We start from the raw sequence: 17,224 nt of genomic DNA on the forward strand, positions 1-17,224 counted from the left end.
CTCGGCTACCACTACCTCTGGGCCTGGGCGGCGCGGCTGGTCGGGACCGCCGAGCAGATCGCCGCGGTCGAGCAGCTCGCCACGGAGGGGAACCTGCTCTACGGCGGCGCCGTCAACCCGCGCGACTCCGATCTCACCATCCGCGAGGAGGGCGACGAGCTGGTCTTCTCCGGCCGCAAGTCGTTCTCGACCGGCGGAGTCGTCAGCGACCTGACCGTGCTGGAGGGCGTCCTCGAGGGGACGGCGACCCACGTCTTCGCGATCGTGCCGACCGCGCAGGACGGCATCGTCTTCGGCCGCGATTGGAACAGCCTCGGCCAGCGCCTGACCGAGTCCGGCTCGGTCGAGATCCGCGACGTGCGGGTGCCGTGGGCCGCGGCGGCCGGCTTCGTCGACCGGGTCTTCCAGCCGCTCGAGTACGGCACCCTCAACGTGCCGACGATCCAGCAGGTGTTCGCCGAGTTCTACCTCGGCATCGCCCAGGGCGCGCTCGAGCGGGCCGCGCAGTACACCCGCGAGTCGACCAGGGCGTGGCCGTACGGCGGCGACGACAAGGACCGCGCGAGCGAGGAGTGGTACATCCTCGAGGGCTACGGCGATCTGCAGTCGCGGCTCTGGGCCGACGAGGCGCTGATCGACGCGACCGGCGCCGCGCTCTCGGCCGCCCTGCACGCGCCGCGCGAGGAGCTGACGCCCCGGCGCCGCGGCGAGATCGCGGTGCGGATCGCGGCGGCGAAGGCGCGCATCGTCGAGGACGGCCTCGCCGCCGCCACCCGCGTCTTCGAGCTGACCGGCGCCCGCGCCTCCTCCAGCTCGGTCGGCCTCGACCTCTACTGGCGGAACCTCCGCACGCACTCCCTGCACGACCCGCTGCCCTACAAGCGCCGCGAGATCGGCGTCTACACCCTTCTCAACGAGGTCCCCGAGCCGACCTGGTACACCTGATCGGCCGCGGCCCGGCCGGACTCAGAGCAGGCCGTGCCGCCGGAACGCCGTCCGGACGCCGTCCGCGCGGACGGAGGTCGTGACCTCGTCGGCGGCCGCGCGGGCCGCGTCGGAGGCGTTCCCCATCGCGATGCCGACACCGGCGGCCGCCAGCATCTCGACGTCGTTCGAGCTGTCGCCGATCGCGATCGTGTCGGCGAGCGGGTGGCCGAGGTGCTCCGCCAGGCGGACGAGCGCGCTGCCCTTGTCCACCCCGCGGAGGCTGACCTCGCCACCCGCGTCGCCGAGCGACGGGATCGTGCCGGTGATGACGTGGAAGCGCTCGCCGAGGCCGTCGCGCACGAGGGCGAACGCGGTGCCGTCCTCGCCGAAGAAGGTCGCCTTGGCGATCCCCTCGGTCGGGACGGTGCCGGCGCCCGCTCCTCCGCTCGCGAAGACGTCGTCGAACGACTGCAGCGAGTAGGCGATCCCGTGCGCCTCGAAGAACCCGGCGATCGCCTCGACGTCCTCGGGCGGCATCGTGCGCGACTCGAGCAGGACGCCGTCGAGCTCGACGAAGCCGCCGGCCGCGGAGACGACCCCGTCGAAGCCGAGGTCGAGGACCTGCTGCGGGATCTCGGCGCGCGAGCGGCCGGTCGCGACGAGGACGAGGTGGCCGTTGCTCCGCGCGCCGGAGACGGCCTCGCGCACCGACGCGGCGATCACGCCCTCGTCCAGGATCGTGCCGTCGACGTCGAGCAGGACCAGTCGGGAGCGTGTCACCCGCGGAGCCTACCCGGCGCGCGCGGCGGCCCGGTCAGCCGAGGGTGCGCGGGGCCCGCCACTCCCAGGAGCGGTCCGCCTCGCCGATCGGCCGCAGCACGCGCGCCGGCACGCCGCCCGCGACGACCAGCGGGGGCACGCTCGCCGTGACGACCGCGCCCGCCGCCACGACCGAGCCCGCGCCGATCGTCACGCCGGGCAGCAGGATCGCGCCGGCGCCGATCCAGACGTCGTCCTCGATCACGACCGGCGCTGAGAACTGCGTGCCGTCGCGGCGCAGCTCCGGATGCACGGGGTGCCCGGTGGTGCTGATCGTGACGTTCGGCGCGATCATCACCCGGTCGCCGATCACGACCTCGACGTCGTCGACCAGCGTCAGCCCGAAGTTCACGTAGACGTTCGCGCCCAGCCGGACCCGGCTGCCGTAGGCGACGTGCAGCGGCGGCTCGACCCAGGCGCCCTCGCCGACCGCCTCGAACAGCTCGTGCAGCAGGCGCCGGCGCTCGTCGACCTCGCGGGGCCCGGTCGCGTTGTAGGCGTGCGCGAGCTCCTTGCCGCGGATCCGCTCCTCCTCGAGCGCCTCGAGCCCCTCGCCGGCATCGACGTACAGCTCGCGGGCGTCCATCCGCCGGCGGACCTCGTGCTCGCGCGCGTCCATCGCGCCCCCTCTCGTCCGCACCAGCCTGGCACGGGGGCGCCCCCGGGCCCGTTGTACGGTGAGCGCAGCGAGCGGAGGAGGGACATGGCGGTCACGCTGCACGACGTCGCCCGCGCCGCCGACGTCTCGATCAAGACGGTCTCGAACGTCATCAACGACTACCCGCACGTGCGGCCCGCCACCCGCGAGCGCGTGCAAGCCGCGATCACCGCGCTCGGCTACCGGCCCAACCTGGCCGCCCGCAGCCTCCGCCGCGGTCGCACCGGCGTGATCGGGCTCGCCCTGCCCGAGCTGAGCGTCCCCTACTTCGCCGAGCTCGCCGACAGCGTGATGCGCGCGGCCGACGGCCGCGGACTCACCGTGCTGATCGAGCAGACCGGCGGCGACGCCGAGCGCGAGCGCAGCGTGCTGACCGGGGCGCGGCGCCGGCTCACCGACGGCCTGCTCTTCAGCCCGCTCGGCCTGGGCGAGGGCGACGAGGAGGCGCTCGCCGTCGACTCCCCGCTGGTGCTGCTCGGCGAGCGGATCTTCACCGGCCGGGTCGACCACGTCACGATGCAGAACGTGGCCGCCGCTCGCGCCGCCACCGCGCACCTGATCGCGGCGGGTCGACGCCGCATCGTCGCGCTCGGCGCGCACGAGGGCGGCGGCGTCAGCTCGGCCACCCTGCGGCTCGAGGGCTACCGCGCCGCCCTCGCCGACGCGGACCTCCCCTTCGACGGGCGCCTGATCAGCGGCGCCGGGCCCTGGCGTCGCTCGGGCGGTGCGGAGGCGATGCGGCGCCTGCTCGAGAGCGGCCTCGATTTCGACGCCGTCTTCGCGCTCAACGACACGCTCGCGCTCGGCGCGCTGCGGGCGCTGCAGGACGCGGGCGTGCGGGTGCCGCGCGACGTCGCGGTGATCGGCTTCGACGACATCGACGAGGCGCGCTACTCCTCGCCGAGCCTCACCAGCATCGACTCCGGTCGCGACGAGATCGCCCGGACGGCGGTCGACCTGCTCGAGGCGCGGATCGACGGCACGCGGTCCGGGCCGCCGGAGCTGCTCGAGGCCGCGTTCGCGCTGATCGCGCGGGAGTCGACCGCGGGCTGAGGGCTGGGTGCGGCTGCCCGGTCAGCAGGCGCAGATCTCCCGCCGGATCCAGTCGCCGGCCTCCGCGACCCGCAGCTCCCCGCGGCGCAGCAGCCGGCTCCACTCGACCGCCCGACCGGTCAGCCGGTCGTCCGCACTGCCGCGCGGGTCGCCGCCGGCCGTGCGCATCAGGAGGTGCGCGAGCGGGCCGCCGAGGTGCAGCGTCGCGCCGGCCACGCCCGCGAAGTGCCGGGCCTGGCCGCGGGTGCCGTCGTCGTAGGGACCCTCGAAGCCGCGGCCGCGGATCCGGTTGCTGCCGCCGCTGGCGAGGTCGGCCAGCCCGAGCGGCAGCGGCCGGATGCCGGCCACCTCGCGCGCGACGGCCGCGATCAGCGCGCGCGCGGCCGGGGCGAGGCGGCGGCCAGAGCGTCGACGCGGTCGGCGAGCGCGGAGCAGGCGTCGGTGGCGTTCACCGGCCCAGTCGAGCACACGGCGACTGAACGGCGGCGGGGAGGGCGGCCGGGGGGCGGCGGGGGCGGCGGTCTTGACACCGGCCGCGCGGGCCCGCACCATCGTTTCTACAACGTTAGAAACGATGCGCGGGGATCGCCCGCGGCTGCCTCGGAAGGGCCACGAATGACCGACGCCACCACCTCCCCCGCCGCCGCGCGCATCACCCTGGACCCGGCCGCGGTCGTCGCCCCCGTGAACCCCCGGCTCTTCGGCTCGTTCGTCGAGCACCTCGGCCGCTGCGTCTACGACGGGATCTACGAGCCCGGCCACCCCACCGCGAACGAGGACGGCTTCCGCCTCGACGTCGTCGAGCTGGTCAAGGAGCTGGGCTCCACCACCGTCCGCTACCCCGGCGGCAACTTCGTCTCCGGCTACCGCTGGGAGGACGGCGTCGGCCCGCGCGAGGACCGCCCGCGCCGCCGCGACCTGGCCTGGCACTCGCTCGAGACCAACGAGGTCGGCCTGGACGACTTCGCGAAGTGGGCGAAGCTGACCGGCAGCGAGATCATGTACGCCGTCAACCTCGGCACCCGCGGCGTCCTCGAGGCGCTCGACGTGCTCGAGTACGCCAACGGCACGGCCGGCACCTTCCTCGCCGACCAGCGCATCGCGAACGGCGCGACCGAGCCGCACGACATCCGGATGTGGTGCCTCGGCAACGAGATGGACGGCCCCTGGCAGGTCGGCCACATGAACGCCGACGACTACGGCAAGCTCGCCTCCCGCACCGCGAAGGCGCTCAAGATCGCCGACCCGTCGCTCGAGCTCGTGGTCTGCGGCTCGTCCGGCTCGTCGATGCCGACCTTCGGCGAGTGGGAGCGCGTCGTCCTCGAGCACACCTACGACGACGTCGAGTACGTCTCCTGCCACGCCTACTACCAGGAGTACGACGGCGACCTCGGCTCGTTCCTCGCCTCCTCCGTCGAGATGGAGTACTTCATCGCGACCGTCGCCGCGACCGTCGACCACGTGAAGCACAAGCTCCGGAAGACCAAGGACATCAAGCTCTCCTTCGACGAGTGGAACGTCTGGTACCTCTCGGAGTGGAACGCGAAGGAGCAGGCCGACGCCGCCGGCGACCAGAGCACTCGCGAGTGGGAGTACGCGCCGCGACTGCTCGAGGACGTCTACTCCGTCGCCGACGCGGTCGTGCTCGGCAACCTGATGATCACGCTGCTGAAGAACTCGGACCGGGTCACCTCGGCCTCGCTCGCGCAGCTCGTCAACGTCATCGCGCCGATCATGACCGAGCCCGGAGGCGCCGCCTGGCGCCAGACCACGTTCTTCCCGTTCTCGACCACCGCGCGCCTCGCCTCCGGCTCGGTGCTGCGGCCCCGGATCGAGGTCGGGTCGTACGCGACCGCGCGCCACGGCGACGCGCCGCTGGTCGACTCCGTCGCGACGCTCGACGAGGGCCGCGCGTCGGTCTTCCTGGTCAACCGCTCGACGACCGAGCCGCTCGAGGTGTCGGTCGACGTGAGCGGCCTCGGCGTCACGACCGTCGCCGAGGCGGTCGGGATCTTCGACGAGGACGTCTACGCGAAGAACACGAAGGACGACCAGGAGCGCGTGGGCCTCACGCCCGTCGACGCGACGCTGGCCGACGGCGTGCTGACGCTCGTCCTGCCCCCCGTGTCCTGGACGGCGGTCGCGCTGACGGCCTGACGCCCGGGCCTCGATGCGCGCGCCTGCGGCCCGCTGCTCGACCAGCAGGACCCCTTGCTGATCGAGCAGCCCGCGCAGCGGGCGTATCGAGATCCCCGTCCGCCCGCACCTCAGCGCAGGAGCGCCTCGAGATCCGCGACCCCGCGCCCCGCGAGCGTCGCCCAGAGCGTGCGATCCGCCCCCGCCGCGAGCTCCGCGTCGTGCGGCACCCCGATCGCGCACGCCCCCGAGGCGACCGCCGCCGCGAGCCCGGTCGGCGAGTCCTCGATCGCGATGCAGCGCGCGACATCGACCCCGAGGATCGCTGCGGCCAGCAGGTACGGCTCCGGATGCGGCTTGCCCCGCGACACGTCGTCGCCCGTGACGAGCGCGGCGAGCGGCACCTCGGCGGCGAGTGCGTCGGCGACGACCCGCGCCATGACCCGCGAGGAGGTCGTCACGATCGCCTGCCGCACCCCGGCCGTGTGCACGTCGCGCAGCAGCTCGCGCGCGCCCGGCCGCCAGTCGAGCCCGCGGCGCATCTCGGCGAGCACGTCGCGCTCGAGCTCCGCCTCCACCTCCGCGCCGGGCAGGTCGACGCCGGCGTCCTGCAGCGCCTGCACCGTCTGCGCCATCGTGCTGCCGATCAGCGCGAGCGCGTCGGCGTGCGTCCACTCGCGGCCGAAGCGCGCGGCGAGCCGCTCCTGCGCCCGGACCCAGGCCGGCTCCGAGTCGACGATCGTGCCGTCCATGTCCCAGAGCACCGCCTCGATCGCGCTCACGACGCCGCCTCCGTCGTGCGCCGGCGGCTGAGGACCCCGGCGAGCAGCACCGCGACCACCCCCGCGATCGGCACCACGAGCAGGCCGGCGCGCAGCCCCGCGCCGTCCGCGACGAGGCCGACGACGGGCGGCGAGAGCAGGAAGCCGAGCCGCATCAGCCAGGAGACGAGCGTCACACCGGTGCCCGCGCGCAGCCCCGGGATCTCGTCCGCCTCGTGCATCGCGGCCGGCACGGTGGTGGCGAGCCCGAAGCCCGCGGCGGCGAAGCCGGCGATCGTGCCGGGGACGGAGGGGAACGCCAGCGCCGCGCCCATCCCGAGCGCCGCGATCAACCCGCCGACCCGCACCACCGCGCGCTGGCCGAAGCGGTCGACCAGCCGGTCGCCCATGATCCGGCCGACGAACTGGGCGCCGACGAGCGCGACGAAGCCGTACGCCGCGACCGCCGCCGGCGCGCCGAGCGAGCCGTTCAGGTACACGGCCGCCCAGGTCGAGGCCGCGTCCTCGACGAGCGTGCCGGCGATCGCCACCGCGACGAGCGCGGCCAGGATCAGCGCCACCCGCGGGCGGACGCGCGCCCGGACGACCGGCGCCGATGCTCCCGACCCGGCGGCCGACTCGTCGTCGCGCCCCGGCAGGCAGAAGCGCAGCGCGATCAGCGAGACGATCGCGAAGAGCACCCCCGAGACGCTCAAGTGCACCGCCCGCGGCACCCCGAGCGCGATCGCCCCGGCCGCCATCGAGCCGCCGAGCACCGCGCCGATCGACCAGATCGCGTGGAAGGAGTTGATGATCGAGCGGCCGTAGCGGCGCTGCACCCGCAGGCCGTGGGTGTTCTGCGCGACGTCGGTGATCGCGTCCGTCGCCCCGGCGACAGCGAGCGCGCCGGCGAAGACCAGCAGCGACGGCGAGAAGCCCGCCAGCACGGTGCCGACGGCGGTGAGGATCGTGCCGAGCACGGCGGCGCGCCCGCTGCCGAGGCGGCGGATCACGACGGCCGCGGCGAGCCCGGCGACGATCGCGCCGGCCGGGAACGCCGCGATCGCGACTCCGTACGCCGCGTTGTCGAGCGCGAGGTCGGCCTTGATCTCGGGGTAGCGCGGGACGAGGTTGGCGAAGAGCGCGCCGTTGGTGAGGAACAGCGCGGCGACGGCGGCGCGGGCGCGGCGGATCTCGGGCGCCGGCGGTGCGGTCGGCGGAGCGGTGGCGGGGGCGGTGACGCGGGGCATGCGTACGAACGTACACGCACTGTGTACGATCGTGCACATGGACCACTTCGCCGGGGACGACCGCACCAACCGCGAGCGGATGCTCGCCGGAGACCTCTACATCGCCGACGACCCCGAGAACGCGCGGCTGGCCCAGCGCGCGGTCCGGCTCGCCGACGCGTACCACCGCGCCGCCGTCGCCGACGAGGCCGCCGCGCGCCCACTGCTGGCGGAGCTGCTCGGCTCGCTCGGCGAGGACGCGTTCGTGAAGCCGCCGCTCTTCGTCGACTACGGCGAGAACATCCGGATCGGGCCGCGCAGCTTCGTCAACTACAACCTGACCGCGCTCGACGTCGCAGCGATCACGATCGGCGCCGACTGCCAGATCGGCCCGAACGTGCAGCTGCTCACGCCCACGCACCCGGTCGAGCCCGGCCCGCGCCGCGACAAGCTCGAAGCGGCGCTGCCGATCACGATCGGCGACAACGTCTGGCTCGGCGGCGGCGTGATCGTCTGCCCCGGCGTCAGCATCGGCGACGACAGCGTGATCGGGGCCGGCGCGGTCGTGACGCGCGACATCCCCGCCGGAGTGGTCGCCGTGGGCAACCCGGCGCGGGTGATCCGGAGCATCGCGGAGTGAGCGAGCCCGCCCCCCGCGCGCCGCGGCGCACCGACCCGCACCGCCGCGACCGCATCATCGACGCCTGCCTCGACGTGATCGCGGAGTCGGGCGTCACCGGCACCTCGCACCGCCGGGTCGCCGCCGCGGCCGACGTGCCGCTCGGCTCGATGAGCTACCACTTCGCCGGGATGGACGAGCTGCTGCGCGAGGCGTTCACCCGCTTCGCCGACTCCGTCGCCGAGCAGACGCTGCGGCGGATGACCGGCGCGCGGACCGCCGAGCAGGCGCGCCAGGCCGTCATCGACGTGGTCGTGCACGACATCTTCGGCAGCCGCCGCGAGCTCGTGATCACCCACGAGCTCTACACGCTCGCCGCCCGCCGCCCGGAGTACCGCAGCATCACCCGCAGCTGGATGGCCCGCTCGCGCGCCGCCCTCGAGCTGCACTTCGACCCGGTCACCGCCCGCATGCTCGACGCGCTGATGGAGGGCCTCACCATCCACCGCGCCCTCGACGAGGAGCCGGCCGACGACGCCCTCGTCCGCGACGCCGTCCGCCGCCTGACCGGCTGACCCCCCTCCCCTCCCTTCCGCGAGATGCCACTTGTGAGCACGACACGCCGCGGGAGGCGAGCACAAGTGGCATCTCGCGGAAGGGGGCGGGCGCGGGGCGGGCGGGCGGGACTGGCAGGGTGGGGGGATGAGTGCGGCAGACGACCCCCGGGAGTACGACCTCGACGCCCTGCGGGCTCGCGTGCGGGGGGAGCGCGGCGGCGAGGTGGACGACAGCATCCCGGAGCTCGCCGCGGCGGACCCGGAGCTGTGCGCGATCGCGCTGGCGCTGCCCGACGGGAGCGTGCGCACGAGCGCGCAGGCCGACGTGCCGTTCAGCATCCAGTCCGCGGTCAAGCCGTTCCTGTTCGCGCTCGCCCTGCTCGACACCGACGGCGACGCCCTCGACCGGGTCGGCATCGAGCCGACCGGCGAGGCCTTCGACGCCCTGAAGCTCGAGAGCGGCACCGGCCGCCCGCCGAACCCGATGGTCAACGCGGGCGCCCTGCTGACCGCCGCCCTCGTCGACGGCGGCGACGCGGCCGGACGCAGTGCGCGCATCCTCCGCGGGCTGTCGGCCTTCGCCGGCCGCACCCTCGAGGTCGACGAGAGCGTCGCCTCGAACGAGCACCTGCTCGGCGACCGCAACCACGCGCTCGCGCACCTGATGCGCGCGGAGGGCACCCTGCACCGCGGCGCCGACGACGCCGTCGCCGCCTACGCCCGCGCCTGCGCCGTCCTCGTCGACGCGGAGGGCCTGGCGGTGATGGGTGCGACCCTCGCCCTCGGCGGCACGAATCCGGTCACCGGCGAGCGCGTCGTGCCGGCGCGCGTCGCCCGCGACGTGGTCTCGGTGATGGCGACGTGCGGCGTCTACGACGGCTCGGGCCGCTGGATGCTCGCCGTCGGCGTCCCCGCAAAGTCGAGCGTCTCCGGCGCGATCGTCCTCTCCGCCCCCGGCCGCCTCGGCGCCGCCGTCGTCAGCCCGCCGCTCGACGCCCAGGGCACCAGCGTCCGCGGCGCCGCCGCGAGCACCGCGCTCGCCGCCGACCTCGCCCTGCACTCCTTCGCGTCCCGCTGACCCCGCCCGCTGATCGAGGAGTGCGACCGCGAAGCGGAGCCGCCGAACGAGCACGCCCCTCCCCCGCTGATCGAGGAGCGCCCGCAGGGCGCGTATCGAGATTCCCGACCTCGGAGCACGTGGGTCTCGATACGCCGCTCCGCGGCTACTCGACCAGCAAGGGGACGACCGCGAAGCGGAGCCCCCAGCACGAGCACGTCACTCCCCGCGCGAGGCCGAGGTCACCGGCGAATCGCGTGCCAGCGATTCGTCGTACCGGTACGCGAGACGCTCTGCGGAACGCGACCACCCGCCCCAGCCGACCGCGGAGCGGATGACGACGAAGGAGGAATCCGCTCGAACCGGCACCGCGGCGAATCGCGTGCCAGCGATTCGTCGTACCGGTACGCGAGACGCTCTGCGGAACGCGACCACCCACTGGAGCCGACCGAGGAGCGGATGACGACGAAGGAGGAATCCGCTCGAACAAGCTCAATCGAGCAACAGCGCCGGTTCCTCCAGCACGCTCGCGACGTCGGCGACGAAGCGGCTGACGACGTCGCCGTCGACGACGCGGTGGTCGAAGGAGCCGCCGACGGTGGTGACGAAGCGGGGCCGGACCTCGCCGTCGACCACCCACGGCTTCTGCTTGATGGTGCCGAGAGCGATGATCGCGACCTCGCCGGGGTTGAGGATCGGGGTGCCGGTGTCCATGCCGAACACGCCGATGTTGGTGATGGTGATGGTGCCGTTCTGCATGTCGGCGGCGGAGGTCTTGCCGTCGCGGGCGTCGAGGGTGAGCTTCTCGAGCGCCTGGGCGAGCTCGAGGAGGCTCATCGACTGGGCGTCCTTGACGTTGGGCACGAGCAGTCCGCGCGGGGTGGCGGCGGCGATGCCGAGGTTGACGTAGTGGCGCACGACGATGTCGGTGTCGGTCCAGGCGGAGTTCACGGTGGGGTTCCGCCGCACCGCCCAGATGATCGCCTTGGCCATGATCAGCAGCGGCGAGACCTTCGTGCCGGCGAAGTCGGGCGAGTTCTTCAGCCGCTTGACGAACTCCATCGTGCGGGTCGCGTCGACGTCGACGAAGACGCTGACGTGCGGCGCGGTGAAGGCGCTGCGCGACATGGCGGAGGCGATGGCCTTGCGGACGCCGCGGACGGGGATGCGCTCCTCGCGGGAGTCGCCCCACTCCGGCGTCTGGATGTTGCGGAAGACGCTGGCCTGGGAGGCATGGCGGATGACGTCGTCGCGGGTGACCTCGCCTGCGAGCCCCGTCGCCTGGACCTCGAGGAGGTCGACGTCGAGGTCCTTGGCGAGCTTGCGGATCGGCGGCTTGGCGATCACGGGCAGCGCCGAGGAGGCGGGGACCGAGGCCGGCCGCTGCGGCGCGGCGGGGCGTGCGGGGGCCTCCGCGGCGGCGGGTCGGCGGCGGCGTGTCGCGACGTGTCCGCCCGCGGTGCCGTAGCCGACGAGCGCGGCGCCGGAGCCCTCGCCGGGCTCGGTCGTGGAGGGGGCGGGCGGCGCGGCGGGCGGGGCGGCCTGCGCCGGCATCGCCGGGATCTCGGATCCGGCGGACCCCGCGCCCTGCACGGTGATGATCGGGGTGCCGACGTCGACGGTCTGGCCCTCGTCGACGAGCACGTCGACGACGGTGCCGCTGAACGGGGAGGGGAGCTCCACGAGCGACTTCGCGGTCTCGATCTCGACGAGGACCTGGTTGACGGTCACCTCGTCGCCGACCTTGACCCGCCAGGCGACGATCTCGGCCTCGGTGAGGCCCTCGCCGACATCGGGGAGGAGGAAGTGCTCAGTCATCGTCAGGGCTCCTGGCTGTGCCGGTCGTGCGTGAGAGGAGGGGGCGCGCCGGGACGCGGGAGCGTCGCCGGGCGGGCGCGTCAGTACGCGAGCGAGCGGTCGACGGCCTCGAGCACGCGGTCGACGTCGGGGAGGAAGAGCTTCTCGACCTTCGCGGGCGGGAAGGGCGTGTCGAAGCCGGCGACGCGCAGCACCGGAGCCTCGAGCGAGTAGAACGCGCGCTCGGTGACGGTCGCGGCGATCTCGGAGCCGAGGCTCACGTTCGCGGAGGCCTCCTGCGCGACGACGAGCCGGCCGGTCTTGCGGACCGACGCGAGCAGCGGCTCCCAGTCGATCGGCGAGAGCGAGCGCAGGTCGACGACCTCGACGCTCGTCCCCTCCTCGCCCGCCAGCTCGGCCGCCTGGAGCAGCACGGAGACCATCGGGCCCCAGCCCACGACGGTGACCTCGTCGCCCTGGCGGACGACGCGGCTCGCGTGCAGCGGAGCGGCGGAGGCGGAGAGGTCGACGTCGCCCTTGGGCCAGTAGCGGCTCTTCGGCTCGAAGAACATCACCGGGTCGTCCGAGGCGATGGCCTCCTGGATCATCCAGTAGGCGTCGTTCGGGGTGGACGGGCTGACCACGCGGAGGCCGGCGGTGTGCGCGAAGTACGCCTCGTTGCTCTCCTGGTGGTGCTCGACCGCGCCGATGTGCCCGCCGTAGGGCACCCGGATGACGACGGGCATGGTGAGCGCGCCCTCGTGCCGGTTGGTCATCTTCGCCAGCTGGGAGGTGATCTGGTCGAAGGCCGGGTAGATGAAGCCGTCGAACTGGATCTCGCAGACCGGGCGGAAGCCGCGCATGGCCAGGCCGATCGCGGTGCCGACGATGCCCGACTCCGCGAGCGGGGTGTCGAGCACGCGCTGCGGCCCGAACTCCGCGTGCAGGCCCTCCGTGATGCGGAAGACGCCGCCGAGGGGGCCGATGTCCTCGCCCATCAGCAGGACGCGGTCGTTCTCGGTCATGGCGCGGCGGAGCCCGGCGTTGAGCGCCTTGGCCATGGAGAGGGACTCCAGCTGCGCGTCGCCGAGCGGCGGCTGGACGGTGGTGCTCGTGTCGATGGTCATCGCGGGTCGCCTCCGAAGGACTGCTCGTAGCGCTGGAGCCACGCCTTCTGCTCCGCCACCGGCTGGTGGGGCTCCGAGTACACGTGGTCGAACATCACGTCGACGGGCGGCGCCTCGAGCGCGAGCAGGCGGCGGCGGATGTCGGCCGCGTAGTCCTTCGCCTCCTCGTCGATCTCGTCGAAGAAGGACTGCGGGGCGCCCTCGGCGCGCAGGTACGCGGCGAACCGGGTGATCGGGTCCTTCGCGACCCACGAGGCGAGCTCGTCGCCGGTCCGGTACTTCGTCGGGTCGTCGCTCGAGGTGTGCGCGCCGATGCGGTAGGTGAGCGCCTCGATGAACTGCGGTCCGCCGCCGGAGCGGGCGTCGGCGAGGTGCTTCGCGGTGACGGCGTAGCTCGCGAGCACGTCGTTGCCGTCGATCTGCACGCCGGGGATGCCGAAGCCGGAGGAGCGGAGGTAGAGCGGGCTGCGCGACTGCGTGGCGACGGGCACCGAGATCGCGTAGTGGTTGTTCTGCAGGAAGAACACCTCGGGCGTCCGGTAGCTCGCCGCGAAGACCATCGCCTCGCTGACGTCGCCCTGGCTGGAGGCACCGTCGCCGAAGTAGACGATGACCGCCTCGTCCCGCTCCGGGTCGCCGGTGCCGGTGACGCCGTCGAAGGTGAGGCCCATCGCGTAGCCGGTCGCGTGCAGGGCCTGCGAGCCGAGGACGAGCGTGTAGAGGTGGAAGTTGCCGTTCGCCGGGTCCTTCGGGTCCCAGCCGCCGTGCGTCACGCCGCGCAGCAGCCCGAGCACGCGGAGCAGGTCGACGCCGCGGATCTTGCCGACGACGTGCTCGCGGTAGGAGGGGAAGACGTGGTCCTGCGGCCGCAGCGCGAACGCGGAGCCGACCTGCGCCGCCTCCTGCCCGTGGCTCGGCACCCAGAGCCCGAGCTGACCCTGCCGCTGCAGGTTCGCGGCCTCGATGTCGAACCGGCGGACGACCGCCATCTCGCGGTAGAAGGAGCGGTGCTGCGCCTCGTCGATCCCGTCGAGGAAGGGGGCGTACTGCTCGGCCGCGGGGGTCGGTGCGTAGCGACCGTCCGCAGTGAGGAACTGGACCGTCGGCGTCTCGCTGGTGGCTGCCACCCGACTAACCTATCCGCCTCGCGGGATGCCCCTTCGGGAGGGTGCCCACAATCTCCGCCGCCGCGGTGAGGAGCTTGTCGACAGAACTCGCCTCGCCGACGGAGACGCGGATGCCCTCCGGCGGGAACGCGCGGACGACGACGCCGGCGCGCTCGAAGACGGCGGCGGCGGCCTCCGTCTCGTCGCGGGTGTCGAACCAGAGGAAGTTCGCCTCCGACTTCGGGACGGTCCAGCCCTGGTCGAGCAGGGCCTGCCAGAGGTGGTCGCGCAGCTGGGCGATGCGGCGGACGCGCTCGAGCAGCTCGTCGCGGTGCTCGAGCGAGGCGACGGCGGCGGTCTCGGCGAAGCGGGTGACCGAGAGCGGGATGGCGGTCGAGCGGGCGGCGTCGAGGATGCGCGGGTGCCCGATCGCGTAGCCGACCCGCAGGCCCGCGAGCCCGTAGGCCTTCGAGAAGGTGCGCGCGACGACGAGGTTGGGGTGGCGGCCGAGCAGGAGCGCGCCGTCGACCGCGCGCTCGTCGCCGACGAACTCGGCGTAGGCCTCGTCGAGGAGGACGAGCACGTCGCCCGGGACCCGGTCGAGGAAGGCGGCGACGTCGTCCGCGGTGGCGACGGTGCCCGTGGGGTTGTTCGGGCTGCAGACGATCACGAGTCGGGTGCGCTCGGTGATCGCCTGCGCCATCGCGTCGAGGTCGTGCGTGTCGTCGGCGCGCAGCGGCACGCGGACGCCGGTCGCCCCGGCGGTGGTGATCAGCGAGGGGTACGCCTCGAAGGAGCGCCAGGCGTGCACGACCTCGTCGCCCGGGCCGGCGGCGGCGGTGATCAGCTGGGCGATGACAGCGACCGAGCCGGCTCCGACGATCACCTCGTCGATCCCGACGCCGTAGCTCTCGGCGAGCGCCGTCCGCAGCGCCGTGGCCGCCGCGTCGGGGTAGCGGTTGAAGTCGGTGATCGCCTGCACCCGCTCGAGCACCGAGGGCAGCGGATCGAACGGGTTCTCGTTGGACGAGAGCTTGAACGCGTCCGCGGAGGCTGCGCGGCCCTGCCGGTAGGCGGGCAGGGCGAGGATCTCGGGGCGGAGGCGGACGGGAGGCTCCTGCTGGTCGGTCACCGGCCCATGCTATTCGGGCGGCGGCCGGGCCCGCGGCGGGAGGCGCCCGCGCCCGCTCCCGGGGCGCCGGCAGGTGCGCCAGAGTGGGAGCATGCGCAGACTCCTCCTCGGCCTCGCCACCAACGCCGTCGCCCTCTGGCTGACCACGCTCGTCGTCGCGGGCGTCCGCGTCGATCCGTACGAGGAGGGACCGGCCGCGGCGGTGCTCACATACCTCCTGGTCGCCGTGATCTTCGGCGTGGTCAACTCCGTGGTCGGCGGGGTCGTCCGCGTCGTGGCCTTCCCGCTGTACGTGCTCACGCTCGGTCTCGTCTCCTTCCTGGTCAACGGCCTGCTCCTGCTGCTGACGGCCTGGATCAGCGGCCTCTTCGGCTTCGGCCTGGTCGTGGACGGCTTCTGGTGGGGCGTCCTCGGCGCCCTCGTGCTCGCGATCGTGAACTGGTTCATCGGCCTGCTGCTCCGCCCGCTCGCGCGCACCCGTCGCGAGGACTGACCGGCACGGTCGTCAGCCGGGCGGCGACGCGCGCGTCCGGTGCTCCCCGCCAGAGCGGGAAGAGCGCGGCCCCGGCCGCCGCGAGCCGGGGGTCGGCCGCCGCATCGAGGGCGCGCCCGGTGGCGACGTAGGCGTCGAGGTCGTGCGCGGGCACGAGACCGTCTCGCGGCGCGTCCGCCGGGGAGTCGCGCTCGACCACGACCACCCCCGGCTCCTCCGCCGCCGTCCGGCCGAAGCCGCTGAGCGCCGGCACCAGGTCGTCGGAGTGCTCGATCGAGAGCGAGCGGGTCCCGTCCGGCAGGTCGAGCCCGCGCACGGGAGCGCCGAAGGTGACGACGTCGTGCACGTCGTAGCGCCCGGTCTGCGCCACCCGGAGCGCGACGAGCCCGCCCTGCGAGTGCGCCGCCATCGTCACAGGAGCGCCGGGCGGGACTCCCGCCGCGGCCATCGCCGCGAGCACGCCGTCGACCGAGGCCGCCCGCCGACCGCCCATCGCCTGCAGGTTGGAGACGGCCCCGAACGCCTGCTCCGGATCGGCGCTCCAGTCGGTCGTGCCGGAGACGGTGACCAGCCACTCCTCGCGGTACCGCTCGATCACGACCTGCGGGCCGTCGGGATCGCTCGGCGGGATCCGAGCGGCGAGCTCCCCCCAGCCCGACGGCGCGGTGACCGGGTCGACCGGCGGCGCCACCCGCTCCACGCGCAGCTCCCGCTCCCCCGGCGCCGGCAGCACGCCGAACAGGGTCCCGAGGATCACGAGCGCCCCCGCCGCCGACTGCACCCCGTTGCCGATCACCTGCTCGGACGTCGGCCGCCCCACCGCCTGGGCGAGCGGCGGCGGCAGGAGCAGCACCCCGATCTCGGTGCCGAGTCCGATCCAGGAGATGAGCCCGCGCAGACCCTCGATCACGAGCGGGTCCCCCAGCAGCGCGCGGACCAGGTCCTCCCCCTCCGCCGCCAGATCGGCCTCGGCACCCTCGTCCCCCGCGAGAGCCCGCGCCGCCGCCGGGACCGATCCGAACACGGCGTCGGCGACCGCCCGGACCAGCACCCCCGCGTCCTCCACCGCCCCGGGGAGCCGCCGAGCCAGGGACTCGCCCGCCCGGCGCTCGAAGACGTCGAGGGACCCCTCGGGACCGAGGATCGGCATGGCATCGGGCGCCGCGGCCTCCTCCGCCCGCTCGTACCCCGCCGCGGCCGCCTCGAGCGCGTCGCGGAGCGCCACCGCGTCGGCCTCGAGGGCGCGGAGCCGGTCGGCGAGCAGCGTCGGCTCGCCCGCCCGCCCCGGCGCCGCGACCAGCACCGCCGGGACGAGCCCGTCGCCGAGCGCCGCGCACTCCCCAGCTCCGCCGCGAGCCGCTCGAGCACCCGCCGGCGCTCGTCGAGCTCGCCGGTCTCGACCCGCACCGGAGCCGGCGCCCTCACCCGCCCGCTCCCGTCGCGAGCTCGAGCGCGGCCCCCTCCGCGGTCGCGAGACCGGCGAGCAGCCCGGCCGCCCACTCGGCGTAGCGCCGCGCCGCCGCCCCCTCCCAGTCGGCGTCGGGGAGGATGCCGCCCGCCGCCCCGCGCAGCACCCCGATGCGCTCGGCGAGCGCCGCCACCTCCGCGCTCGGCCACGGCACGGCCGCACCCGCTGCACCCACCTCGACATCCATCCGCCACCTCCGTCCTCTCGTCGCCCGCGGCCAGCCTCGAGCACGCCCGGCGCTCGTGGGACCGCCCGCCCCCGATCGGTGGAGGGGGCGGGAATCGA

18 protein-coding genes are annotated in these 17,224 nt (G+C 74.3%); 7 read left to right on the forward strand and 11 right to left on the reverse strand.

What is annotated here, in order from left to right:
• Positions 1-216: 216 nt before the first annotated feature.
• On the forward strand, positions 217-945 hold the full coding sequence (locus tag GSU72_RS21700; protein ID WP_244255867.1) for a hypothetical protein: 729 nt from the start codon (positions 217-219) through the stop codon (positions 943-945).
• Positions 946-966: 21 nt separating this feature from the next.
• Here GSU72_RS21700 and GSU72_RS17180 read toward each other — a convergent pair whose 3' ends face one another.
• Together GSU72_RS17180 and GSU72_RS17185 are read right to left on the reverse strand one after the other, a co-directional pair.
• Positions 967-1,707, reverse strand: coding sequence for an HAD family hydrolase (locus GSU72_RS17180; RefSeq protein ID WP_159986123.1), 741 nt, complete (start codon positions 1,705-1,707; stop codon positions 967-969).
• 34 nt (positions 1,708-1,741) lie between these two features.
• Positions 1,742-2,365, reverse strand: a complete 624-nt coding sequence (locus GSU72_RS17185; protein ID WP_159986124.1) for a sugar O-acetyltransferase — start codon at positions 2,363-2,365, stop codon at positions 1,742-1,744.
• An 84-nt stretch (positions 2,366-2,449) separates the two neighbouring features.
• On the opposite strand from GSU72_RS17185, the gene GSU72_RS17190 reads away from it, so the two are divergent.
• Positions 2,450-3,457 carry a LacI family DNA-binding transcriptional regulator gene (locus GSU72_RS17190; RefSeq protein WP_159986125.1) on the forward strand — a complete coding sequence of 336 codons (1,008 nt, stop codon included), beginning with the start codon at positions 2,450-2,452 and terminating at the stop codon, positions 3,455-3,457.
• A gap of 21 nt (positions 3,458-3,478) precedes the next feature.
• Here the strand turns inward: GSU72_RS17190 and GSU72_RS17195 are convergent, their stop codons facing one another.
• A complete protein-coding gene (locus GSU72_RS17195) occupies positions 3,479-4,009 on the reverse strand; it encodes a hypothetical protein (RefSeq protein ID WP_159986126.1) in 531 nt (176 codons plus the stop codon).
• A gap of 63 nt (positions 4,010-4,072) precedes the next feature.
• Between GSU72_RS17195 and GSU72_RS17200 the strand changes: the two genes are divergently transcribed.
• On the forward strand, positions 4,073-5,614 hold the full coding sequence (locus tag GSU72_RS17200) for an alpha-L-arabinofuranosidase C-terminal domain-containing protein (RefSeq protein ID WP_159986127.1): 1,542 nt from the start codon (positions 4,073-4,075) through the stop codon (positions 5,612-5,614).
• Between the two features lie 110 nt (positions 5,615-5,724).
• Here GSU72_RS17200 and GSU72_RS17205 read toward each other — a convergent pair whose 3' ends face one another.
• Together GSU72_RS17205 and GSU72_RS17210 are read right to left on the reverse strand one after the other, a co-directional pair.
• Positions 5,725-6,375, reverse strand: a complete 651-nt coding sequence (locus GSU72_RS17205) for an HAD family phosphatase (protein WP_244255868.1) — start codon at positions 6,373-6,375, stop codon at positions 5,725-5,727.
• Positions 6,372-7,604, reverse strand: a complete 1,233-nt coding sequence (locus GSU72_RS17210) for an MFS transporter (RefSeq protein ID WP_159986128.1) — start codon at positions 7,602-7,604, stop codon at positions 6,372-6,374. Before GSU72_RS17210 ends, GSU72_RS17205 begins: the two co-directional genes overlap by 4 nt.
• Positions 7,605-7,635: 31 nt before the next feature.
• Here GSU72_RS17210 and GSU72_RS17215 point away from each other — a divergent pair, with 31 nt between their 5' ends.
• The 3 genes from GSU72_RS17215 to glsA all read left to right on the forward strand — a co-directional run bounded on the left by GSU72_RS17215 (position 7,636) and on the right by glsA (position 9,837).
• Positions 7,636-8,223, forward strand: coding sequence for a sugar O-acetyltransferase (locus tag GSU72_RS17215; protein WP_159986129.1), 588 nt, complete (start codon positions 7,636-7,638; stop codon positions 8,221-8,223).
• On the forward strand, positions 8,220-8,777 hold the full coding sequence (locus GSU72_RS17220) for a TetR family transcriptional regulator (RefSeq protein WP_159986130.1): 558 nt from the start codon (positions 8,220-8,222) through the stop codon (positions 8,775-8,777). The genes GSU72_RS17215 and GSU72_RS17220 overlap by 4 nt, the downstream gene beginning before the upstream one ends.
• A 127-nt stretch (positions 8,778-8,904) precedes the next feature.
• The gene (glsA, locus tag GSU72_RS17225) at positions 8,905-9,837 is read left to right on the forward strand and encodes a glutaminase A (protein ID WP_159986131.1); all 933 of its coding nucleotides are present in this window, start codon (positions 8,905-8,907) and stop codon (positions 9,835-9,837) included.
• A 471-nt stretch (positions 9,838-10,308) separates the two neighbouring features.
• Here glsA and GSU72_RS17230 read toward each other — a convergent pair whose 3' ends face one another.
• The 4 genes from GSU72_RS17230 to hisC all read right to left on the reverse strand — a co-directional run bounded on the left by GSU72_RS17230 (position 10,309) and on the right by hisC (position 14,978).
• Positions 10,309-11,634, reverse strand: a complete 1,326-nt coding sequence (locus GSU72_RS17230; protein ID WP_159986132.1) for a dihydrolipoamide acetyltransferase family protein — start codon at positions 11,632-11,634, stop codon at positions 10,309-10,311.
• Positions 11,635-11,714: 80 nt separating this feature from the next.
• Positions 11,715-12,740: an alpha-ketoacid dehydrogenase subunit beta gene (locus GSU72_RS17235; RefSeq protein ID WP_159986133.1), complete on the reverse strand. Its 1,026-nt coding sequence runs from the start codon at positions 12,738-12,740 to the stop codon at positions 11,715-11,717.
• Positions 12,737-13,867, reverse strand: coding sequence for a thiamine pyrophosphate-dependent enzyme (locus tag GSU72_RS17240; protein ID WP_159986134.1), 1,131 nt, complete (start codon positions 13,865-13,867; stop codon positions 12,737-12,739). Before GSU72_RS17240 ends, GSU72_RS17235 begins: the two co-directional genes overlap by 4 nt.
• Before the next feature lie 4 nt (positions 13,868-13,871).
• Entirely contained in the window at positions 13,872-14,978 is a 1,107-nt protein-coding gene (gene hisC / locus GSU72_RS17245) for a histidinol-phosphate transaminase (protein WP_159986135.1), read from the reverse strand.
• Positions 14,979-15,069: 91 nt separating this feature from the next.
• Between hisC and GSU72_RS17250 the strand changes: the two genes are divergently transcribed.
• Positions 15,070-15,471, forward strand: coding sequence for a phage holin family protein (locus GSU72_RS17250; RefSeq protein WP_159986136.1), 402 nt, complete (start codon positions 15,070-15,072; stop codon positions 15,469-15,471).
• On the opposite strand, the gene GSU72_RS17255 is transcribed toward GSU72_RS17250, so the two are convergent.
• Entirely contained in the window at positions 15,422-16,774 is a 1,353-nt protein-coding gene (locus tag GSU72_RS17255; RefSeq protein WP_159986137.1) for a hypothetical protein, read from the reverse strand. The two genes, GSU72_RS17250 and GSU72_RS17255, sit on opposite strands and share 50 nt — an antisense overlap.
• Positions 16,775-16,892: 118 nt before the next feature.
• Entirely contained in the window at positions 16,893-17,126 is a 234-nt protein-coding gene (locus tag GSU72_RS17260; protein ID WP_167306079.1) for a hypothetical protein, read from the reverse strand.
• Positions 17,127-17,224: the final 98 nt, after the last annotated feature.

The sequence above is a fragment of the Rathayibacter sp. VKM Ac-2760 genome, from assembly GCF_009834185.1.
In the GTDB taxonomy this organism is placed as follows: Bacteria; Actinomycetota; Actinomycetes; order Actinomycetales; family Microbacteriaceae; genus Rathayibacter.

Bases quoted from the DNA above. Each gene is read 5' to 3' on its own strand.
- GSU72_RS17200 (WP_159986127.1), top strand. From the start codon at position 4,073: ATGACCGACGCCACCACCTCCCCCGCCGCCGCGCGCATCACCCTGGAC.
- GSU72_RS17235 (WP_159986133.1), bottom strand. From the start codon at position 12,740: ATGACCATCGACACGAGCACCACCGTCCAGCCGCCGCTCGGCGACGCG.
- GSU72_RS17250 (WP_159986136.1), top strand. From the start codon at position 15,070: ATGCGCAGACTCCTCCTCGGCCTCGCCACCAACGCCGTCGCCCTCTGG.
- glsA (WP_159986131.1), top strand. From the start codon at position 8,905: ATGAGTGCGGCAGACGACCCCCGGGAGTACGACCTCGACGCCCTGCGG.
- GSU72_RS17195 (WP_159986126.1), bottom strand. From the start codon at position 4,009: ATGGTGCGGGCCCGCGCGGCCGGTGTCAAGACCGCCGCCCCCGCCGCC.
- GSU72_RS17260 (WP_167306079.1), bottom strand. From the start codon at position 17,126: ATGGATGTCGAGGTGGGTGCAGCGGGTGCGGCCGTGCCGTGGCCGAGC.
- GSU72_RS17190 (WP_159986125.1), top strand. From the start codon at position 2,450: ATGGCGGTCACGCTGCACGACGTCGCCCGCGCCGCCGACGTCTCGATC.
- GSU72_RS17230 (WP_159986132.1), bottom strand. From the start codon at position 11,634: ATGACTGAGCACTTCCTCCTCCCCGATGTCGGCGAGGGCCTCACCGAG.
- GSU72_RS17210 (WP_159986128.1), bottom strand. From the start codon at position 7,604: ATGCCCCGCGTCACCGCCCCCGCCACCGCTCCGCCGACCGCACCGCCG.
- GSU72_RS17185 (WP_159986124.1), bottom strand. From the start codon at position 2,365: ATGGACGCGCGCGAGCACGAGGTCCGCCGGCGGATGGACGCCCGCGAG.